Raw genomic sequence first — 20,268 nt, forward strand, 5'->3', positions numbered from 1 at the left:
ATGCGTGGCGTTGGCGATTACACCCCGCCAAGTGCAGCGTTGATCCTCAGGCCACATGCCGGACGATGTAGTCCTTGACGGCCTGCACATCCTTGTCCAGCACGGTCACGCGCTTGGGCAGTTGCTCGATGCCTGCGAACTTCGCCGGACGCTCTGGCTCGCGCCCCAAGGCTTCGACGAGGGTGTCGGCGAACTTGATGGGCAAGGCCGTTTCCAGCACGATCATGGGTTGACCGGCCTCACGGAATTGCCGGGCCACCTTCACGCCATCGGCCGTGTGCGGATCAATCATGAGCCCATGCTGTTCCCAGTTATCGCGGATGGTGCGCAAGCGGTCAGCGTGCGTGCTCTTGCCACTGACGAAACCGTACTTGGCTTTCGCAGCGGGGAACGCCGCGTCCTGGCTCAGATCGAAGGCGCCCGCCTTGTTCAACTGCTCGCCGAACAAGGCCCGGGTCTTCGCCCCATCACGGCCCAGGAGGTCGAAGATGAAGCGCTCGAAATTGGAAGCCTTGGAAATGTCCATCGAGGGGCTGGACGTCTCGTGCGTGTCAGCGCTGCCGCGCACGCGGTAGACACCGGTGCGGAAGAACTCGTCGAGCACGTCGTTCTCGTTCGTGGCCACCACCAACTTGGCAATCGGCAAGCCCATCATGCGCGCCACATGGCCCGCGCAGACATTGCCGAAGTTGCCGCTGGGCACGGTGAAACTCACCTTTTCCGACTCATTCTTCGCCGATTGAAAATAACCCGCGAAGTAGTACACGACCTGGGCCAGCAACCGCGCCCAGTTGATGGAATTGACCGTGCCGATCTTGTACTTGCGCTTGAAGTCCAGGTCGTTGCTGACCGCCTTCACGATGTCCTGGCAGTCGTCGAACACACCCTGGATGGCCAGGTTGTGGATGTTCGCGTCCTGCAGGCTGAACATCTGGGCCTGCTGGAAGGGGCTCATGCGCCCGTGCGGGCTGGTCATGAACACGTTCACACCCTTCTTGCCGCGCATGGCGTACTCGGCCGCGCTGCCCGTGTCGCCACTGGTCGCGCCCAGGATGTTCAGTTGCTCGCCCCGGCCACCGTTCCTGCGCGCCAGTTCGTACTCGAACAAGTTGCCCAGGAGTTGCATCGCCATGTCCTTGAAGGCCAGCGTGGGCCCGTTGGACAGGGCCTCGAGCCACAGGCCGTCTTCGACATGGCGCAGCGGCACGATCTCGCCGGTGCCGAAGACCTCGGCGGTGTAGGTCTTGCGGCAAATGGCGCGCAAGTCCTCGGCCGGAATGTCGTCGATGTAGAGCGAGAGGATCTCGAACGCCAGGTCGGCATAGCCCTGCGGGCTGCGGTGGTAGAGGTCGCGCCACCGCGCCAGCGTGGCCGCGTCCACGCGCGGGTAAGTCTCGGGCAAGTACAGGCCACCGTCAGGCGCCAAGCCTTCGAGCAGGATGTCGCAAAAGCGCTTGTTCGCGGCTTCGCCGCGCGTGCTCAGGTACTTCATCAGGCCAGCTCCTCCTTGCGGATGCGAACGATGGGCGCCAGCACGGTCGGCAAGGCCTGAAGCTTGGCCAGCACTCCGTTCATTGTGCCTTCGCGCGCCTCGTGCGTGAGCATGATCAGATCGGTCTGCGGCACACCCTGAACGCCCTCGCCGCCCACCTCATCGGCCTCGCGCTGCAGCAAGGCATCGATGCTGATGTCCGCGTCGGCCAGGATGCGGGTGACCTGGGCCAACACGCCGGCTTGGTCGGCGACGCGCAAGCGCAGGTAATAACTCGTCACCACCTCGCTCATGGGCAGCACGGGCAGATTGCTCAGGGAGTCCGGCTGGAAGGCCAGGTAGGGCACATGGTGTTGCGGGTCGGCGGCGCGCAGGCGCACGATGTCGACCAGATCGGCCACCACCGCGCTGGCCGTGGGCTCGGCGCCCGCGCCCTTGCCGTAGTAGAGCGTGGTGCCCACCGCGTCGCCGTTGACCACGACGGCGTTCATCGCGCCCTCCACGTTGGCGATCAAGCGCTTGGCGGGAATCAGGGTCGGGTGCACGCGCAACTCAATGCCGCCCGTCGGTTTGCCGGATGCATCCGGATGGTCCGTGCGCTTGCTGATGCCCAGCAGCTTGATGCGGTAGCCCAGTTGCTCGGCATAGCGGATGTCCTGCGCCGCGAGCTGGGTGATGCCCTCGGTGTAGGCCTTGTCGAACTGAACAGGGATGCCGTAGGCGATGGCGGCCATGATGGTGGCCTTGTGCGCGGCGTCGATGCCCTCGATGTCGAAGGTCGGGTCGGCCTCGGCATAACCCAGTCGCTGTGCCTCCTGAAGCACGGCGTCGAAGTCCAGGCCCTTGTCGCGCATCTCGGAGAGGATGAAGTTGGTCGTGCCGTTGATGATGCCGGCGATCCACTGGATGCGGTTGGCCGTCAGGCCCTCGCGCAAGGCCTTGATGATGGGAATGCCGCCAGCGACCGCGGCCTCGAAGGCCACGATCACACCCTGAGCGCGGGCCGCGGCGAAGATTTCCGCGCCGTGCACGGCCAGCAGGGCCTTGTTCGCCGTGACCACGTGCTTGCCCGCGGCGATGGCTTCCAACACCAGGGTTCGTGCCGTGTCGTACCCCCCGATGAGCTCGACCACGATGTCGATCTGAGGATCGCGAATGAGCTCGCGCGCGTCGGCCGTGACCTTGACGCCCGCGCCGACTGGCGACGCGGCCACGATGGCTTGGGCGCGCGCCAGATTGCGCGCCGCGACGGCGCGCACCTCAATGCCCACGCCCGCGCGGCGGCGGATCTCCTCCTGGTTGCGCTGCAATACCTGGAACACGCCCGTGCCCACCGTGCCAATGCCCAGCAGACCTACTTGGATAGCTTTCATGTGTGACCGTGAAATCGAAAAATGAGATGCGGTAGCGCGGGCGGATCACGCCGTACCATGGCGGCGGCGCCAGTCCTCGAGGAACCTGGCCAGGCGACCGATGGCCTCGCGCAGGTCGTCCTCGTGCGGCAAGAAGACGATGCGGAAGTGCTGGTTGTCTGGGTAGTTGAAGCCCGAGCCCTGCACCAGCATCACGCGCGTGGCGCGCAACACTTCCATGAAGAACTGGCGGTCATCCTCGATCGGGTACAGCGCCGGATCAAGCCGAGGGAACATGTAGAGCGCGGCCTTGGGCTTGACGCAAGTGACGCCGGGAATCGCGGTGATCAGCTCATAGGCCAAATCGCGCTGGCGGCGCAGGCGCCCGCCTTCCTTCACCAGATCCTGGATGCTTTGGTAGCCGCCCAGCGCAGTCTGGATGGCGTACTGGCCCGGCACGTTGGAACCGAGCTTGATGTTGGCCAGCATGTTGAGGCCTTCGATGTAATCCTTGGCCGCCGCCTTGTCGCCCGAAACCACCATCCAGCCCGCGCGGTAGCCGCAAGCGCGGTAGGCCTTGGACAGGGAGTTGAAGGTCAGGGTCAGTACGTCCGTGGACAGGCTGGCCAGCGCCGTGTGCGATACGCCGTCGTAGAGCACCTTGTCGTAAACCTCGTCGGCCATCAGCACCAGACAGTGCTCGCGCGCGATCTGCACCAGGCCCTTGAGCAACTCCAGGCTGTAGAGCGCCCCGGTGGGGTTGTTGGGATTGATCACGACCAGCCCCTTGGTACGCGGGGTGATCTTGCGGCGGATGTCGTCCAGATTGGGCATCCAGCCGTTGGTTTCATCGCAGAGGTAGTGCACGGGCTTGCCTCCGGACAGGCTGGCCACGGCGGTCCAAAGCGGGTAGTCGGGCGCGGGGACCAGCAGCTCATCGCCATCGTCCAGCAAGGCATTGGTCGCCATCGTGATCAGGTCGCTCGCACCGTTGCCCAGGTAGATGTCATCCAGCGTCACGCCGACGATGCCCTGCTGCTGCGTGTAGTGCATCACCGCCTTGCGCGCGGCGAAGATGCCCTTGCTGTCCGAATAACCCGCCGAATTGGGCAGGTTGCGGATCATGTCCTGCTGGATTTCCTCCGGCGCGTCGAAGCCGAAGGGCGCGAGGTTGCCGATGTTCAGCTTGATGATCTTCTGGCCCTCGTCCTCCATCTGCTTGGCCGCGTCCACGATGGGACCGCGCACGTCGTAAAGCACATTGGCCAACTTGGCCGACTTCCGGTGGAGACGTTGACTCATGGCTGCGGGAATGACCTTGTAAGAGGGAAATGGCGAGACGAAACCTATAATTTGACCACAGTTCCCCCTGGCTTTCGGCATAGAAAGCCGTAGCGCTCATGAAACTCCACGCCGACTCCTCCACCACGCAAACGATCCGCGGCCACGGCCCAGGCTGGATTACCGTGGAGTCCGGCGGTCAGACGACGCGATACAGCAACAGCTTGGTGCTCGGCTCGGGAGGTCTTTGCAGGCCGTGGGACGAGCCCTCCGCCATCAGTCACTTCGAGGATCTGCAGGACGGACATTTCACCTGGCTGGCTCAGGCCGAAGCCACTCGCCCCGAGCTGGTCTTGTTCGGCAGTGGTCTGCGCCTGCGATTCCCTCGTCCACCGTGGCTGCGCAGCCTGGCCGATCTCGGCATTGGCGTGGAAACCATGGATACGGCGGCAGCTTGCAGAACCTACAACATTCTGGCCGGCGAGGGACGCCACGTGCTCGCCGCCCTGGTGCTGGAATCTCCTGTGGTCGCCGCGCACTCCGCGGCGTGAGCTGGGGCCAAAGGAACCGGTCAAATCCCGGCACCCACGCATCCCCCGTTTCGTGCCGACCTGCGTACATTCGCACGAGTGCGGTGAACATTGAGACGGCAATACCCAGAGGGCAGTCCCCCAATCGAGGTTTAGGAGTAAAATAACTCTTTCGAGCCGGGCTATCCGATGCCATCCATGCCGCACTCGTCGCACGCGGCGAGCCTTTGCTTGATGGCCCATTCCGGCCTCCGCCAACGACATTTGCTGTCACACACGACAAGAGTAAGAGACCCATGGCGATTGTTGTCAACAAACCCCTTCCGGAATTCGAAGCCAACGCCACTGGTGGCACCAAGGTCACCAACACCTCGCACATCGGTCAGACGCTGGTGCTGTATTTCTACCCCAAGGACAACACCCCGGGCTGCACCACCGAAGCCATGCAGTTCCGCGACAAATACAAGGATTTCGTGAAGGCTGGCGCCATCGTGTTCGGCGTTTCGCGCGACAACATGAAGTCACATGACGACTTCAAGACCAAGCTGGAATTGCCCTTTGAACTGATCGCCGACACCGAAGAGAAAATGTGCCACATGTTCGGCGTGGTCAAGAATAAGATCATGTACGGCAAGAAGGTCAAGGGCATTGAGCGCAGCACCTTCCTGATTGGTCCAGACGGCCTGCTCAAGCAAGAGTGGCGCGGCCTCAAGGTACCCGGTCATGTGGACGAGGTGCTGAAGGTTGCCAAGGCACTGAAAAAGAAGCCCGCGACCGAAAAAGCCAGTCCCGAGGCAACCGCCTGATTTGCGTTGGGCGCGCGAGATTGATGTTTCGAAGCAACGCTCCAGGGTTTACATCCGCGCCAATCCTGCATAGCATGGGCTCATGCTGACGCAGATCGCATCTGACTCGTCCTCTCCACCAAGCCGCCCGGGCTTTCAAGTCGGGCGGCTTTTTTGTTGCTGATCCATGCCCCTGCCTCCTGCACCGACCAAACGCGCCACCCTGCTCTCCCCCGAAGCTTTTGACGCCCCCGCGCGCGGCAAACCCCGCGGCAACCGAAAAACAACTGCGACGCTGGATCAAGCTGCGCATGACGGCAAACTGGCCCGCGATCTGATCGAGGACGGTGGCGGCAACGTCACGGCGCCGCCCCCGATCTCCTCCACCTCGCTTCGATCGCCCTCCGCCGCGACACAGCCCGCCTCCGTTCAACCGGTGCTCTCTGTGGTTCGCAACGATGGCAAGCCACGCGCACGCAAGAATGGCAAGGCCACGACCGGTCCGGGCAAGCTGTTTGTGCTCGACACGAACGTCCTGCTGCACGACCCCATGTGCCTGTTCCGTTTCGAGGAACACGACATCTTCCTGCCGATGATCGTGCTGGAAGAATTGGACGGCCACAAGAAAGGCATGACGGAAGTGGCGCGCAACGCGCGCCAGACCAGCCGCACGCTTGACGCCCTGGCAGGCGCTCAGGGGGCGGACATTGCATCCGGCCTCAAACTGGATAGCACCGGCCACCAGGAAGCCGGCGGCAAGCTGTTCTTCCAGACCCAGCCTCTCAACTACGAGCTGCCGACCAGCCTGCCGCAGGGCAAGGCGGACAACCAAATTCTTGGCGTGGTGGAAGCGTTACGCCAACTTCATGCGCCTCGTGAAGTCGTGCTGGTGTCCAAGGACATCAACATGCGGGTCAAGGCCCGCGCACTGAGTTTGGCGACCGACGACTACCAGAACGACAAGACGCTCGAAGACGGCGACCTGCTTTATTCCGGCATGTTGGCCCTGCCTCAGGATTTCTGGACCACCGAGGGCCAGAGCGTGGAAAGTTGGCAACAGGGCCAGCACACCTATTACCGCATCACCGGACCCTTGGTGCCCAGCCTGCTGATCAACCAGTTCGTTTATTTTGAGGCGCCAGGCGAACCCAGCTTGTACGCCCGCGTGACCGAAATTCGCGGCAAGAGCGCCGTGCTCAAGACGCTTAAGGACTACACCCATCTGAAAAACGCGGTCTGGGGCATCACCACACGCAATCGTGAGCAAAACTTCGCGATGAACCTGCTGATGGACCCAGAGGTCGATTTCGTCACGCTCACCGGCACGGCCGGCACGGGCAAAACCTTGATGGCCCTGGCCGCCGGCCTGACGCAGGTGCTCGACGACCGACGCTACAGCGAGATCATCGTCACCCGCGCCACCGTCAGCGTGGGCGAAGACATCGGTTTCCTGCCCGGCACCGAGGAAGAAAAAATGGGGCCCTGGATGGGAGCGCTGGACGACAACCTCGAAGTTCTGTCCAAGACCGACACTGGCGCGGGTGAATGGGGCCGTGCGGCCACGGCGGACCTCATCCGCAGCCGCATCAAGATCAAGAGCATGAACTTCATGCGTGGGCGCACCTTCCTGAACAAGTACCTCGTCATCGACGAGGCGCAGAACCTGACTCCGAAACAGATGAAGACACTCATCACCCGCGCGGGGCCGGGCACCAAGATCATCTGCATGGGCAATCTGGCGCAGATCGACACGCCCTACCTGACCGAAGGCTCGTCGGGCCTGACCTTCGTCGTCGACAAGTTCAAGGACTGGCCTCACAGCGGACACATCACCCTGGCGCGCGGCGAACGCTCTCGCCTGGCTGATTTCGCGAGCGAAGTGCTTTGAAGACTTGAGGTGCACCGGCGGCATCGCGCGCGCGATGCCGGCCGTGGCTTAAAAATCGCCGCTGCCGTAGCTGCTGGCCAGACTTTCGAAACGCGTCAGGTTCTTCAAGAAAGCCAGCTTCACCGTGCCCGTGGGGCCGTTACGTTGCTTGGCGATGATCACCTCCGCCACGCCCGGCTCCTTGCTGTCCTTGTTGTAATAGTCATCACGGTAGATGAACATGATGACGTCCGCGTCCTGCTCGATGGCGCCGGACTCACGCAGGTCGCTCATCATCGGACGCTTGTCGGTGCGGCTCTCGACGGCGCGAGAGAGCTGAGACAGGGCGATCACGGGGCACTGCAGCTCCTTGGCCAGCATCTTGAGGCCACGCGACATCTCGCCGAGTTCGGTGGCGCGGTTGTCCTCGCTCCCACCCGAACCACTCATGATCTGCAGGTAGTCGACCACGATCAGGCCCAACTTGCCGCATTGGCGCGCCAGGCGACGCGCGCTGGCGCGCAACTCGCTGATGGTCAGGCCGGCCGTTTCGTCGATGTGGAGCGAGATGTTGCGCAGCTTCTCGATGGCCTCGGTCAGGCGTGGCCATTCCTCGTCGGTGAGTTTGCCCGTGCGCAAATGTCCCTGGTCGATGCGGCCAATCGAGCCGACCACGCGCACCGCGAGTTGAGCCGCGCCCATTTCCATCGAGAACACGGCCACTGGCAGGCCTTCGTGAAGGGCGATGTGCTCGGCCATGTTGATGGCAAGACTGGTCTTGCCCATGCTGGGACGCGCGGCCAGCACGATCAGGTCACCGGCCTGCAAGCCGCTGGTCATGCGATCCAGGTCATAGAAGCCCGAAGGCACCCCGGTGATGTCGCTGGGGTTATCCGCCATCTCCTGCACGCGGTCCAGCAAGTCCACGACCAGACTGTCCATGCCGATGAAGCCGCGCTTCATGCGCGAACCTTCCTCGCCGATGTTCAGGATCTTCTGCTCGGACTCGTCCAGAATCTCCGCCACAGGCCGTCCTTGCGGGTTGAAGGCCGTGGTGGCGATCTCGTCACTCGCCGCCACCAGCTTGCGCAGGATCGCTCGCTCACGCACGATCTCGGCATAGCGGCGGATATTGCCGGCACTCGGCACGTACTGGGCCAGAGCATTCAGATAGGCCAGCCCACCCGTCTCTTCCGCCTTGCCCTGGCTTTGCAGGTGATCGAACACCGTGATCACGTCGGCCGGCCGGCTGGCATTGATCAAACCGGCCATGGCGGCGTAGATCAGCCGATGCTCATAGCGGTAAAAATCGCCCTCATTCAAGAGATCGCCCACGCGGTCCCAGGCCGCGTTGTCCAGCAGCAGGCCACCCAGCACGCTGGACTCCGCCTCGATGCTATGCGGAGGCACACGCAAAACGGCGACCTGCCGATCCGGAGACGGCATATCGTCGGTGATGGAGGTCAAAACGGCGGACATGGTGTACTCCCGCGACTATGGGTCAAAAGTTGCCAGCCTGTCCAGCCCGCAACCCTGAGGAAATGCGGTCGGAAATCCTGTGCACAGCCTGTGGAATCTCGTGGATAAGTTCGCGGCGCAAAAGAAAAAGCCGCCCGACCCAGAGGGGCCGAACGGCTTTGACTGATTTGGCGATCAGGCCGTCTCGCCGTAAACCGAGACGTTGATTTCCACCACCACGTCGGTGTGCAGCGCCACGCTCACGGTGCTGTCGCCCACGGTCTTGATCGGGCCGGTGGGCATGCGCACTTGGGCCTTGCTGACCGCGTAACCCTGCTTGCCCAGTTCCTCGGCGATGTCGTAGTTGGTGACGGAGCCGAACAGGCGACCATCCACACCTGCCTTCTGCGACAGCTTGATGGTGGTGCCGGCCAGCTTCTCACCCAGGGACTGAGATTCAGCGAGCTTGGCGGCGGCGGCTTTTTCAAGCTCAGCGCGGCGGGCTTCGAAATCGCGCTTGGCAGCCTCGGTGGCGCGACGGGCGCGGCCAGCGGGGATCAGGAAATTGCGAGCGTAGCCGTCCTTGACCTTGACGATCTCACCGAGATTGCCGAGGTTGACGACCTTGTCGAGCAGAATGATTTGCATGTTCTTACTCCTCAGATCTTGTGCTGGTCGGTGTAGGGCAGCAGCGCCAGGAAGCGCGCGCGCTTGATCGCCGTGTTCAATTGGCGCTGATAGATCGCGCGGGTGCCGGTCAGGCGCGCCGGGATGATCTTGCCGTTCTCGGCGATGAAGTCACGCAGCGTGTCAATGTCCTTGTAGTCGATTTCCTCGACACCAGCGACGGTGAAGCGGCAGAAACGCTTGCGCTTGAACAGCAGCGACTGGGTGTTGCGCTTGGGACGCTTGTCCTTGTTGAATTTCTTGAACGTGGCCATGGTGGCACTTCCTGTTGAATCGGTTGATGGGTCTAGATGGAATGGATGCTCTCGGCATGCTCAGGCGCCAAACTCCTGAACGTGAAACACCAGACTCTTGCCCTGCCTCGGGGATGCCAGGAAGCCTTGAAACTTCCACTGGCTGCCGATGGCCTGCTGGGCCAGCCGCTCAGCCAACACGCCGAAGGCCACAGCCTTGACGTTGGCAACCACCTGCCTGTCTTGCCCCGCTTCTTGCACGCGGCTCTGATGTTCGAGTCGCAGATCCAGGGCAGGCATTCCGGCCGGGGTGTAGCGCAGAGCGGCAAGCTCTGCGATCACGGCGACCAGTGACAAGTGGTTGGCGTTGTCGGGGTTCACTCCAGAAAAATCGCGCCCAGGTACGGGAATCAGGCCTGCGCTTCAGCAGTTTGCTGAACCTTGCGGGCTTCCTCGCGCTCGACCGCCTTCATCATGGCGGACGGCCCGGTCTCGGCCTTCTTCTTGACCACGGTCAGGTGGCGCAGCACGGCATCGCTGAACTTGAAGGCGTGCTCCAGCTCTTCCATCACGGCGCGATCGGCCTCGATGTTCAGGCACAGGTAATGGGCCTTGGCCAGCTTGTTGATCAGGTAGGTCATCTGGCGACGACCCCAGTCCTCCACGCGGTGGACCTTGCCGCCGCCGGTGGTGACCATGCCCTTGTAACGCTCAAGCATGGCGGGGACCTGCTCGCTCTGATCCGGATGGATCATGAGGATGATTTCATAGTGACGCATGTAGACTCCTTGTGGATGGGCCACGGAACGCGCAAGCACCTGTACAAGATGCCCTGTCAGCCAAGGCCCAGGACATGAAACACAAGCACACGGCGCGCGTGGCGCTGGGTTGCAGCCGCCCCTGGCGTCAAGACAGGGTGCGGCAAGGGGAAAGCCCGCGATTATAGCGCAGGCCAAAGTGAACGAGAGCAAGCGTGGGGCCCGCCACCTCAGTCCCGGCCCCGGCATTCACTCCCTCTACCCCGCCCGCCCAGCCGCTGTTCCAGGCGCCGCCGCCAAACGAGGCGCGACGCGCAAGCTGCGCCAAGGCGGTGGGATCTGCTCGGGCGCAGGTCAGCAAAAAAAGCCCGGCCCCTGCGGGACCGGGCTTCGGGTGCGCGCCCCAGACCCGGCGCGTCATCCCGCGTCGCCAATTCAAACGCGCTTCAGCTCAGGGTAGCGCACGTGCTCCACCAACTCCTGCGTCTCTTGCTTGGGCGCCCCTGTGAGCAGGCTCACGATGATGATCACCGCGATGCCCACGGGCACGCCAAAGAGACCGGCCGAGATCGGCTGGATGCCCCACCACAGTTCCACGGGGCTGGTCACGCCAAAGACGCCGCGCAGCCAGGGCTGGGTGGTCACCATGTAGTAGAAGGTGATGCCCAAGCCCGCAATCATGCCCAAGGAGGCGCCCCATTTGTTGGCGCGCTTCCAGAAGATGCCGAGCACCAGGGCCGGGAAGAAGGCCGCCGCCGCGAAGGAGAAGGCCGCCGACACCAGGAACAGGATGTCCGCAGGCTTCTGAGCCGCCACGTAGGCCGCGCACAAGGCCACCACCAGCAGCAGGACCTTGGAGATCGTGACCCGGCGCGTCGTCGAGGCGTTGGGGTCGATCATCTTGTAGTACAGGTCATGCGACAAGGCGTTGGCGATGGTCAGCAACAGGCCGTCCGCCGTGGACAGGGCCGCCGCCAGACCACCCGCGGCCACCATGCCCGAGATCACATAGGGCAAGCCACCGATGGCGGGCGTCGCCAGCACGATGATGTCGCCGCCGATGCGCATTTCGCCCAACTGGAAGATGCCGTCCTTGTTGACGTCCGCCACCGAGAGCAGTGACGGGTCCACCGCCGTCCAGGCCGCGATCCATTCGGGCAATTGGTTGAACGGAGTCCCAACGAGCACGTTGAAAACCTCGAACTTGACCAGCACGGCCAAGGCCGGCGCGGTGAAGTACAGCAAGAAGATGAAGAACAAGGACCAACCCACCGACTTGCGCGCGTCCCGCACCGAGGGCACGGTGTAGTAGCGCATCAGGATGTGCGGCAATGCGGCCGTGCCGACCATCAGGCAGAAAATGAGCGCCAGGAAGTTGCGCCGGGAGTTGTCGAACGCCTCCTTCTCGGCCGGTGTGCCATCCGGATTGCCGCTGTAAATCTGCGCATGCCGGGGCATGCCCGCCAGGGGCTTGGCGCGCGCCAGATTGGCGTTGCGCGCCGCTGTCCAAGTCTTGATGGCTTCTGCCTCGGTCGGCGGCACGGCGGCCAGCGCTTTTTCCGCCGCGGCGATCTCAGCAGCCGGTGCATTCGAGGCTTTCAAGTCGGCCACCTTCTTTTCAGCGGCGGCACGATCCGCCGCCAGGGCGGCAGGAACGTCCTTGAGCTTGGCCTCCAGCGCATCGGCGTTGGCCTTGAAGATGGCGATGACCTCTTGCTCCTTCGGATCATTGATCAGCTTGGTTTCAGCCTCGGTGACTTTCTGCAGCTGATAGCCATAGACGACCTGCGGAATCGGCACGCCCGTCTGCTTCACCGAAAGCCAAACGACCGGCACCAGATACGCAATGATCAGGATGATGTACTGCGCCACCTGCGTCCAGGTCACGGCGCGCATGCCACCGAGGAACGAGCAAACCAAGATGCCGCCCAAGCCCACGAAAATCCCGATCTCGAACGCCAGACCCGAGAGACGCGCGGTGATGAGACCGACGCCATAAATCTGCGCCACCACATAGGTGAAGGAACAGAGAATGGCGGCCACGATGCCGATGAACCGCGGCAGGTTGCCCTCGTAACGCGCGCCCAGGAAGTCAGGAATCGTGAACTGCCCGAATTTGCGCAGGTAGGGCGCCAGGAACAGCGCCACCAGACAGTAGCCGCCGGTCCAACCCATGATGAAGGCCAGACCTCCGTAGCCAGTCAGGTACAAGGTCCCCGCCATGCCGATGAAGGACGCGGCGCTCATCCAATCCGCGCCGGTCGCCATCCCGTTGTAAATGGCTGGCACGCGACGTCCGGCCACGTAGTACTCGGCAGCGTCCGTGGTTCGGCTCATGATGCCGATGCCAGCGTACAAGGCCACCGTGGCCAAGAGGAAGATGAAGCCGATCCAATCGCGCGGCAGCCCCATCTGCTCCAGGACCGCCAGCACCAGGATGAAGACGATGAAGCCGCCCAAATACCAGCCGTAGACCTTGTTCAGCTGCTTCTGAAAGGCGTTGATCTCAGCCGACGTGGCCTTGCTTTCCGTGGATGCACCAAAGATTCCAGCCATGTTATTTCTCCTCGGCGACGCCATGTTCCTCGTCCAGCTTGCCCATGTAGCTGGCATAGAAGGCGATGATCAGGCAATAGATCACCAGGGCGCCCTGCGCCCCCATCCACCAACTGAAGGGCCAGCCAAAGAATGTGAAATTCAGGTCACGCGCAAAGTACCCGACCACGAAAGTCACGACGAACCATATCGCCAGCAAAACTGCCGTGATGTTGAGGTTCTTACGCCAGTACTGGCGATGCGATTCGGTCAACTGCATGCTGATGTACCTCCAAGACGCCCTCGCGGGCAAGTTGCTCACTGCGCTGCAACCGCCACCCCTGTCTCCTCGTGGCCTGCGAACTTGGTTGCGACTCTCTCCTGCAGCACTCCCCGCGTGACGCGGACAGCGCTCCCGGTTAGGACACTGCCAAACGCGAACGTCGAATCAAGTGGACGGCGACGCGCGCAGTCCGGTTTCGCGTTCGAGTTGGGCAGCGACCTTGGGTTCGAATCCGTGGAGATGGCGAATGATCTTCACCGCCTCCTCAGGCTCATGCCGATCCACATGAACCCGGGCCAGCTGGTACCAGCCGAACGGGCTCATGGGTTGCAGTTCCGTGTTCTTCCTCAAGGCCACCACCGCTTCGTCATAGCGGCGGGCCTGGATCAGCACCAAGGCCAAGCCGTACCAGGCGCGATCCATCTTTGGGTCGATTTCAAGTGCGCGGCGCAAGGCCTGTTCGGCGCGCTCCGGATGACCGAGTTCCTCCAGCAGATAGCCGAGGTTGAACCAGTCGGCGGCCAGAGGCGCTTGTCCCTCGCGGACCAAGCGCTCTTGGGCGGCCAAGGCGTCCTTCATGCGTCCTTGCTGAGCCAGCACATGGGCTTGGCTCGCGAGGGCGTAACGGTCACCGGGCCGCGACACCAGCATGGCCGCGAAACACCGCAAGGCGGCGTCCCGGCGGTTGAGCATCAGCAGGGCGATGGCCTGCCATTTCAAGAACGGGTACGGCAGACGCGGACTCATCGGCACAACTCCACGCCGATCTGAATGCAAGTCTGGATGCGGTAGAGCGTGACGGCCAACCAGACGAAGGCCAGCAAGAGAAACGCCACCAAGGGAACATGCTGGTCCAGCACAACCCGGGGTGAGAGCTGACGCGCCAGCCACACAAAAGGTCGTCCGATGGCAGAGAGCGCTTGGTAGAAAAAATTCTGATGCTTACGCGCACCCGCCAGGAGGCCCAACACCCATTGCCCGAGCAGGGCCATGAGCGCAATTTCAGCAATCAGCTTGATGTAGAGGGAGGCAGTCAACATGGTGTCAGGCTGGTCTCAATGAGACGAATGAATGAACAAACTCGCCGAACACCCCTTTATTTCCGTTGATCTGTGGGGATAATTCTTACAAGACGCTGACTATCGTCGCTGGAATCGGACCTGCGCACCAGCCGGGGTTTTCCTAGACAAGGGTTTTTCCTGACAGAGCCGGAGCGCGTCTTGGATCGACACAGCCCAAAAAAAAGCCACGCAGACGCGTGGCTTTCATCGCGATGGAATCGCTGTCTCAGCTGGCCAATTTCTGCCAGGTGTCCACCACCGAGTCGGGGTTGAGCGAGATGGACGTGATGCCTTTTTCCATCAGCCACTTGGCGAAGTCGGGATGGTCGCTGGGACCCTGGCCGCAGATGCCGACGTACTTGTTCTGCTTGCGGCAGGCGACGATGGCGCGCTCCACCATGAATTTCACGGCGGCGTCACGTTCGTCGAAATCGACGGCCAGCAGTTCCATGCCGGAATCGCGGTCCAGGCCCAGGGTGAGCTGGGTCATGTCGTTGGAGCCGATCGAGAAACCATCGAAGTGTTCCAGGAACTCATCGGCCAGGATGGCGTTGGAAGGCACCTCGCACATCATCACGACCTTGAGGCCGTTCTCGCCCCGCTTGAGGCCGTTCTTGGCCATCAGGTCGATCACCTTCTTGGCCTGGCCAACGGTGCGCACGAAAGGCACCATCAACTCGACGTTGGTCAATCCCATCTCGTCGCGCACGCGCTTCATGGCCGCGCACTCCATCGCAAAGGCTTCGGAGAAGTCCTCGCTGATGTAGCGCGAGGCGCCGCGGAAGCCCAGCATGGGGTTCTCTTCCTCGGGCTCATAGCGGCTGCCGCCGATCAGCTTGCGGTACTCGTTGCTCTTGAAGTCGGACAGGCGCACGATGACCTGCTTGGGGTAGAAGGCTGCGGCGATCGTCGCCACGCCCTCGGCCAGCTTGTCCACGTAGAAGGCACGCGGAGAGGCGTGGCCGCGGGCCACGGACTCCACGGCCTTCTTCAGGTCGGCGTCCACGTTGGGATAGTCGAGGATGGCCTGCGGGTGCACGCCGATGTTGGTGTTGATGATGAACTCCAGGCGCGCCAGACCCACGCCCGCATTCGGAATCTGCGAGAACTCAAAGGCCAGCGAGGGCGTGCCGACGATCATCGTCATCTTGACGGGGATGCCGGGCATCTCGCCACGCTTGACTTCTGTGATCTCGGTGTCCAGCAAGCCGTCGTAGATGTAGCCCGTATCGCCCTCGGAGCAGGCCACGGTCACCAGCGTGCCATCGCTGACCTTTTCAGTCGCGTCGCCCGTGCCCACGACCGCGGGAATGCCCAACTCGCGCGCGATGATGGCCGCGTGGCAGGTGCGCCCGCCACGGTTGGTGACGATGGCGCTGGCGCGCTTCATCACCGGCTCCCAGTTCGGGTCCGTCATGTCCGTGACCAGCACGTCACCCGGCTGCACCTTGTCCATCTCAGCCGAGGATTGGACGATGCGCACGGGACCCGTGCCGATCTTCTGGCCAATGGCACGGCCTTCGGCCAGCACCGTGCTCTTCTTGGCCTGGTCGCCCTTGAGCTTGTAGCGCTGCTCCACCTTGCCCTCGGACTGGCTCTTCACCGTCTCGGGACGCGCCTGCAGGATGTAGAGCTGGCCGTCCGTGCCGTCCTTGCCCCACTCGATGTCCATCGGGCGGCCATAGTGCTCTTCGATGATCAAGGCGTACTTGGCCAGTTGCTCCACCTCGGCATCGGTGAGCGAGTAGCGGTTGCGCTGCTCGGTCGGCACATCGATGGTCTGGACCAGCTTGCCCGTGGCTTTCTTTTCCTCGGGGGTCGAGAACACCATCTGGATCAGCTTGGAGCCGAGGTTGCGGCGCACCACCGACTTCTTGCCCGCCTTCAGCGTGGGCTTGAAGACGTAATACTCATCGGGGTTCACGGCGCCCTGCACCACCGTCTCGCCCAGGCCGTAGCTGGAGGTGATGAACACCACGTCCTTGAAGCCGCTCTCGGTGTCGATGGTGAACATCACGCCGGCCGCGCCTTGATCGGAACGCACCATGCGCTGCACGCCGGCCGACAGAGCCACCAAATCATGGGCGAAGCCCTTGTGCACGCGGTAGCTGATGGCGCGGTCGTTGTAGAGGGAGGCGAACACCTCCTTCATCTTGTGCAGCACCTCGTCGATGCCCGTCACGTTCAGGAAGGTTTCCTGCTGGCCGGCGAAGGAGGCGTCGGGCAAGTCCTCGGCCGTCGCGGACGAACGCACCGCGAAGGAAGCCTTGGGGTTGCCCGCGGACAGCTTGGCGAATTCGTCACGGATGGCTTGTTCGAGGTCGGCCGGAAAGGGCTGGGCCTCGACCATGGCGCGGATCTCGGCGCCGGTGGCGGCGAGTGCGCGCACATCTTCCACGTCCAGGGCCTTGAGCTTGGCGCTGATTTTGTCGGCCAGGCCTGCATGCGCCAGGAACTGACGGAAGGCGTGGGCGGTGGTCGCGAAACCGGTGGGCACGCGCACGCCCTGCGGCAGCTGGGAAATCATTTCGCCGAGCGAGGCGTTCTTGCCGCCCACGACCTCGACGTCGCTCATCCTCAGGTTTTCGAACGGTACGACCAGGGCGGTCGGGCTGAAACGTTCAGACATGGTGGAATACTCCAGAGTTTAAAAACCGGGGCATGTCCGCGAACTGGCGACGTTCCGATGGCCTTTGTATTTCTTCGAGTCGGGCGGGAACTTGCGGCGAAGGACATGTGGAAGAATTCAGGGCAGCCGTTCAAGACCGCCCGCCATTCTAAGGGAGTCGGCCAGACGCCCCGCCCTGCTCTCCTCACGCCCGTCCCCCTGACCATGCCCAATCGCACCGTTTTCTTCATCTCCGATGGCACCGGCATCACCGCTGAAACCTTCGGCAACGCCGTGCTGGCCCAGTTCGAAGCCCAGTTCCGCCACGTTCGACTGCCTTTCGTGGACAACGCCGAGAAGGCGCATCAGGCCGTGCGGCAAATCCGGCACACCGCCGAGATCGAGGGTAAGCGGCCCATCGTTTTCACGACCCTGGTCAACGAGGAAGTGCGCGCCATCATCGGGGGCGCCTGCTCCGACTCGCCTCAAAGCATGATGCTGGACATGTTCGGTGCCTTCGTCCACCCGCTGGAGCAAGAGCTGGGCCTCACGTCCAACCACCGCATTGGTCGTTTCTCCGACATCAGCAAAAGCCAGGCCTACAACGACCGCATCGAGGCCATCAATTACAGCCTGGAGCACGACGACGGGCAGTCCAACAACAACCTCTCCAGCGCGGACGTGATCCTGGTGGGTGTGTCGCGCAGCGGCAAGACGCCGACCTCGCTCTACCTCGCGATGCAGTACGGACTCAAGGTCGGCAACTACCCGCTGATCCCCGAGGACTTCGACCGCCAGCAACTCCCCCCGGCACTGACCCCGCTCAAAAAGAAGCTTTTCGGCCTGACCATCGACCCCACCCGCCTGGCCCAGATCCGCAACGAGCGCCGCCCCAACTCCAAGTACGCCAGCCTGGAGAACTGCCGCTACGAAGTCTCCGCCGCAGAGGCCATGATGCGGCGCACGGGCATCCGCTGGCTCTCGACGACCACCAAGAGCATCGAGGAAATCGCCACCACCATCCTGCAAGAGATCAAGCCGGAGCGGCTAGCTTACTGATCAAGGACTGGGTTGCGCACACGCCATCGTGCCCAACAGAACTTGTTAGGAATGGTTCTTATTCATATAATGCAGTCCATGATCGTGGGGACCAGCAGGTCAAAGCAGCGTTTGGTTTCCATCGCGGCTGCTTGCATTCGTGCCATGCTCGATGACCCCACGCTCGCACCCCGCCCGCACCTCCTCTCTGCAGCCACCCGTGAACCCTGGTCTCCGAGTCCCTCCCCTGCCCGCTGATGGCTCCGCCGCGCGCCGCGCCACGCACGTGGGCACACGCGAGCGTGAGCACGCTGGCCGCTCGACCCAACGCGCGCCGGGCCAGGCCATGGCCTGGGCACGTGCGCTGCCAGCACGCTGGATGGCGCGTTGGCCGGCCCTGCGCCATACACTGCTGCAAGTCCTGCGGGATCGGCGCTTCCATGTGGCCGTGGCGGTCGCGCTGGCGCACGCGGGCGCGATCTGGCTGGTCCACCAGGGCGGCTCCAAGCCCGGGTCGACGGAAACCTTGGTGAACGGCGAACTGATCAGCGAGATCGTTGCCCCCCCCACCCCCAACGTGGCGGCCCAGCCGCAGTCCGCGCCCAAGCCGCAACCCCGCCCCAACACCCCTGTTCCGCCCCAGCAGGTACCGCCGACGCCGGCGCTGCAAGAAACGCCGTCTCCACTGGTGCAAGAAACACCTCAGCCCACAACCCCGCAAACCGACGCGGCGCCAATCGAGACACCCGTGGTGGCGCAGCAGTCAGCGGCTCCGCCCCCGCCCCAGCGCACGCAACAACCCACGGTGGACGCGAGCTATCTGTACAACAAGCACCCCGCCTACCCGGACATCAGCCGGCGCATGAACGAGCAGGGCCAGGTCCTCGTGCGCGTGCTGGTCGGCACCAAGGGCGAGGTGCTGCGAGCGGAACTCGGCAAGTCCAGTGGTTACCCCCGGCTGGACCGCACCGCCGTGGCGGCCGTTCGTGGCTGGCGCTTCCTGCCGGGTCAGCGTGACGGCCAAGCTGAGGCCATGTGGTTCAACGTGCCGATCAATTTCGTGCTCGAGCAATAACGCTCGACCGGTTCCCCATTTCATCTGGAGTTTTCGTTTATGGATTCGCAATTCGGTCTGTCCCACGTCTGGTCCCAGGGCGACTGGATCACGCGCAGCGTGGCCCTGCTGCTGCTGGGCATGTCCATCGCATCGTGGGTGGTGATCGTGCTCAAGGCCCTGGACCTGATGCGCTGCCGCAAGCAAGCCGCGCTGACGGAGGATTTCTGGCGCAGCACTGACCTGGCCGAGGGCTTGAACCGCCTCAACCTGCCCAAGGACAGGCACCCGCAAGACAACTTCTTCCGCGCCCTGGCCGAGGAGGGCCGCGAGGCCGCGCTGCACCATCGCAACGCCAAGGCGCAGTTGCACGACAGCCTGGACGTGAGCGACTGGGTCACGCGCAGCCTGCGCAACAGCATCGACAACGCGACGGCCAAGCTGCAAGGCGGACTGGCCGTGCTGGCCACCGTGGGCTCCACCTCGCCCTTCATCGGCCTCTTCGGCACAGTCTGGGGCATTTACCACGCGCTGCTGTCCATCGGCGCCTCGGGCCAAGCCAGCATCGACCAGGTGGCCGGCCCCATCGGTGAGGCCCTCATCATGACGGCCTTCGGTCTGGCCGTGGCCATTCCCGCGGTGCTGGGCAACAACGCCCTGGTGCGCGGCAACAAGGCCGTGCTGGGTCAGCTCAACAGCTTCGCGCACGATCTGCATGCCTACTTCGTGACCGGAGCGCGCGTGCACAGCCACGCCAAGCAAAAGGTCGTCTCCATGAAGAAGGCCTGAGCGTGGCCCTCGCACCCCGCATCTGAACGGTCAGCACCATGTCCTTTTCAAGCTCCAACGACAGCGACGAGGTGATGGGCGAGATCAACATGACGCCCCTGGTGGACGTCATGCTGGTGCTGCTCATCGTCTTCATCATCACCGTGCCGGTGATGAACCACTCCATCCAGGTCAGCCTGCCGCAGGCCAGCAGCCAGCGCGAGGAGATCAAGCCCGAGACCCTGCGCCTGGCCGTGGACGCCGCCGGTGAGTACAACCTCAACGGCAGCCCCATCACCGCCGCTGAACTGCCCAGCGTGCTTCAGGCCGAGGCCAAGCGCGATCCCGTGCCCGACCTGCACATCAGCGGCGACAAGGCGGTGCGCTACGAGCACGTGGCCAAAGCCATGGCCATCGCCCAGCAAGCGGGGCTGAAAAAAATCGGCTTCGTGACCGAACCGGTCAAGTAAAGACAGGC

Annotated in this window: 20 protein-coding genes; 7 read left to right on the forward strand and 13 right to left on the reverse strand. The window is 63.1% G+C overall.

The window, feature by feature from the left end:
- Window positions 1-46: 46 nt before the first annotated feature.
- From thrC to HGR_RS03935, 3 genes are read right to left on the reverse strand one after another with little or no spacing between them, the layout of a single operon-like run.
- A complete protein-coding gene (gene thrC, locus HGR_RS03925; protein ID WP_006296788.1) occupies window positions 47-1,492 on the reverse strand; it encodes a threonine synthase in 1,446 nt (481 codons plus the stop codon).
- Window positions 1,492-2,865: a homoserine dehydrogenase gene (locus tag HGR_RS03930; RefSeq protein WP_006296789.1), complete on the reverse strand. Its 1,374-nt coding sequence runs from the start codon at window positions 2,863-2,865 to the stop codon at window positions 1,492-1,494. Before HGR_RS03930 ends, thrC begins: the two co-directional genes overlap by 1 nt.
- 45 nt (window positions 2,866-2,910) lie before the next feature.
- Window positions 2,911-4,146, reverse strand: coding sequence for a pyridoxal phosphate-dependent aminotransferase (locus HGR_RS03935; protein ID WP_006296790.1), 1,236 nt, complete (start codon window positions 4,144-4,146; stop codon window positions 2,911-2,913).
- Between the two features lie 98 nt (window positions 4,147-4,244).
- Here HGR_RS03935 and HGR_RS03940 point away from each other — a divergent pair, with 98 nt between their 5' ends.
- The 3 genes from HGR_RS03940 to HGR_RS03950 all read left to right on the forward strand — a co-directional run bounded on the left by HGR_RS03940 (window position 4,245) and on the right by HGR_RS03950 (window position 7,328).
- On the forward strand, window positions 4,245-4,676 hold the full coding sequence (locus tag HGR_RS03940) for an Mth938-like domain-containing protein (protein WP_006296791.1): 432 nt from the start codon (window positions 4,245-4,247) through the stop codon (window positions 4,674-4,676).
- Between the two features lie 275 nt (window positions 4,677-4,951).
- Window positions 4,952-5,461, forward strand: coding sequence for a peroxiredoxin (locus tag HGR_RS03945; protein WP_006296792.1), 510 nt, complete (start codon window positions 4,952-4,954; stop codon window positions 5,459-5,461).
- A gap of 166 nt (window positions 5,462-5,627) precedes the next feature.
- Window positions 5,628-7,328 carry a PhoH family protein gene (locus HGR_RS03950; RefSeq protein WP_006296793.1) on the forward strand — a complete coding sequence of 567 codons (1,701 nt, stop codon included), beginning with the start codon at window positions 5,628-5,630 and terminating at the stop codon, window positions 7,326-7,328.
- Window positions 7,329-7,376: 48 nt separating this feature from the next.
- On the opposite strand, the gene dnaB is transcribed toward HGR_RS03950, so the two are convergent.
- From dnaB to ppsA, 10 genes are all read right to left on the reverse strand, one after another.
- Window positions 7,377-8,786: a replicative DNA helicase gene (gene dnaB / locus HGR_RS03955; protein ID WP_006296794.1), complete on the reverse strand. Its 1,410-nt coding sequence runs from the start codon at window positions 8,784-8,786 to the stop codon at window positions 7,377-7,379.
- A gap of 174 nt (window positions 8,787-8,960) precedes the next feature.
- A complete protein-coding gene (rplI, locus tag HGR_RS03960; RefSeq protein ID WP_006296795.1) occupies window positions 8,961-9,413 on the reverse strand; it encodes a 50S ribosomal protein L9 in 453 nt (150 codons plus the stop codon).
- A gap of 11 nt (window positions 9,414-9,424) precedes the next feature.
- A complete protein-coding gene (gene rpsR, locus HGR_RS03965; RefSeq protein ID WP_006296796.1) occupies window positions 9,425-9,706 on the reverse strand; it encodes a 30S ribosomal protein S18 in 282 nt (93 codons plus the stop codon).
- Between the two features lie 60 nt (window positions 9,707-9,766).
- Window positions 9,767-10,066 carry a primosomal replication protein N gene (gene priB, locus HGR_RS03970; protein ID WP_006296797.1) on the reverse strand — a complete coding sequence of 100 codons (300 nt, stop codon included), beginning with the start codon at window positions 10,064-10,066 and terminating at the stop codon, window positions 9,767-9,769.
- A gap of 29 nt (window positions 10,067-10,095) precedes the next feature.
- Window positions 10,096-10,464 carry a 30S ribosomal protein S6 gene (rpsF, locus tag HGR_RS03975; protein ID WP_006296798.1) on the reverse strand — a complete coding sequence of 123 codons (369 nt, stop codon included), beginning with the start codon at window positions 10,462-10,464 and terminating at the stop codon, window positions 10,096-10,098.
- A 414-nt stretch (window positions 10,465-10,878) separates the two neighbouring features.
- A complete protein-coding gene (locus tag HGR_RS03980) occupies window positions 10,879-12,999 on the reverse strand; it encodes a sodium:solute symporter family protein (protein ID WP_006296799.1) in 2,121 nt (706 codons plus the stop codon).
- 1 nt (window position 13,000) lies between these two features.
- Window positions 13,001-13,258: a DUF4212 domain-containing protein gene (locus HGR_RS03985; protein ID WP_006296800.1), complete on the reverse strand. Its 258-nt coding sequence runs from the start codon at window positions 13,256-13,258 to the stop codon at window positions 13,001-13,003.
- 168 nt (window positions 13,259-13,426) lie between these two features.
- Window positions 13,427-14,008: a tetratricopeptide repeat protein gene (locus HGR_RS03990; RefSeq protein WP_006296801.1), complete on the reverse strand. Its 582-nt coding sequence runs from the start codon at window positions 14,006-14,008 to the stop codon at window positions 13,427-13,429.
- Entirely contained in the window at window positions 14,005-14,301 is a 297-nt protein-coding gene (locus HGR_RS03995; RefSeq protein ID WP_006296802.1) for a hypothetical protein, read from the reverse strand. Before HGR_RS03995 ends, HGR_RS03990 begins: the two co-directional genes overlap by 4 nt.
- 247 nt (window positions 14,302-14,548) lie before the next feature.
- Window positions 14,549-16,951 carry a phosphoenolpyruvate synthase gene (gene ppsA / locus HGR_RS04000; protein WP_006296803.1) on the reverse strand — a complete coding sequence of 801 codons (2,403 nt, stop codon included), beginning with the start codon at window positions 16,949-16,951 and terminating at the stop codon, window positions 14,549-14,551.
- Between the two features lie 204 nt (window positions 16,952-17,155).
- On the opposite strand from ppsA, the gene ppsR reads away from it, so the two are divergent.
- From ppsR to HGR_RS04020, 4 genes are all read left to right on the forward strand, one after another.
- Window positions 17,156-17,989, forward strand: coding sequence for a posphoenolpyruvate synthetase regulatory kinase/phosphorylase PpsR (ppsR, locus tag HGR_RS04005; RefSeq protein WP_006296804.1), 834 nt, complete (start codon window positions 17,156-17,158; stop codon window positions 17,987-17,989).
- 199 nt (window positions 17,990-18,188) lie between these two features.
- Window positions 18,189-19,043 (forward strand): energy transducer TonB, encoded by an 855-nt coding sequence (locus HGR_RS04010; RefSeq protein WP_006296805.1) that lies wholly within the window; start codon window positions 18,189-18,191, stop codon window positions 19,041-19,043.
- A 39-nt stretch (window positions 19,044-19,082) separates the two neighbouring features.
- Complete coding sequence (locus HGR_RS04015) at window positions 19,083-19,811, forward strand: MotA/TolQ/ExbB proton channel family protein (protein ID WP_006296806.1); 729 nt, start codon at window positions 19,083-19,085, stop codon at window positions 19,809-19,811.
- A gap of 38 nt (window positions 19,812-19,849) precedes the next feature.
- The gene (locus HGR_RS04020) at window positions 19,850-20,260 is read left to right on the forward strand and encodes an ExbD/TolR family protein (RefSeq protein ID WP_006296807.1); all 411 of its coding nucleotides are present in this window, start codon (window positions 19,850-19,852) and stop codon (window positions 20,258-20,260) included.
- The last annotated feature ends 8 nt before the right edge of the window (window positions 20,261-20,268 follow it).

Source organism: Hylemonella gracilis ATCC 19624 (assembly GCF_000211835.1).
GTDB classification, from domain to species: Bacteria; Pseudomonadota; Gammaproteobacteria; order Burkholderiales; family Burkholderiaceae_C; genus Hylemonella; species Hylemonella gracilis.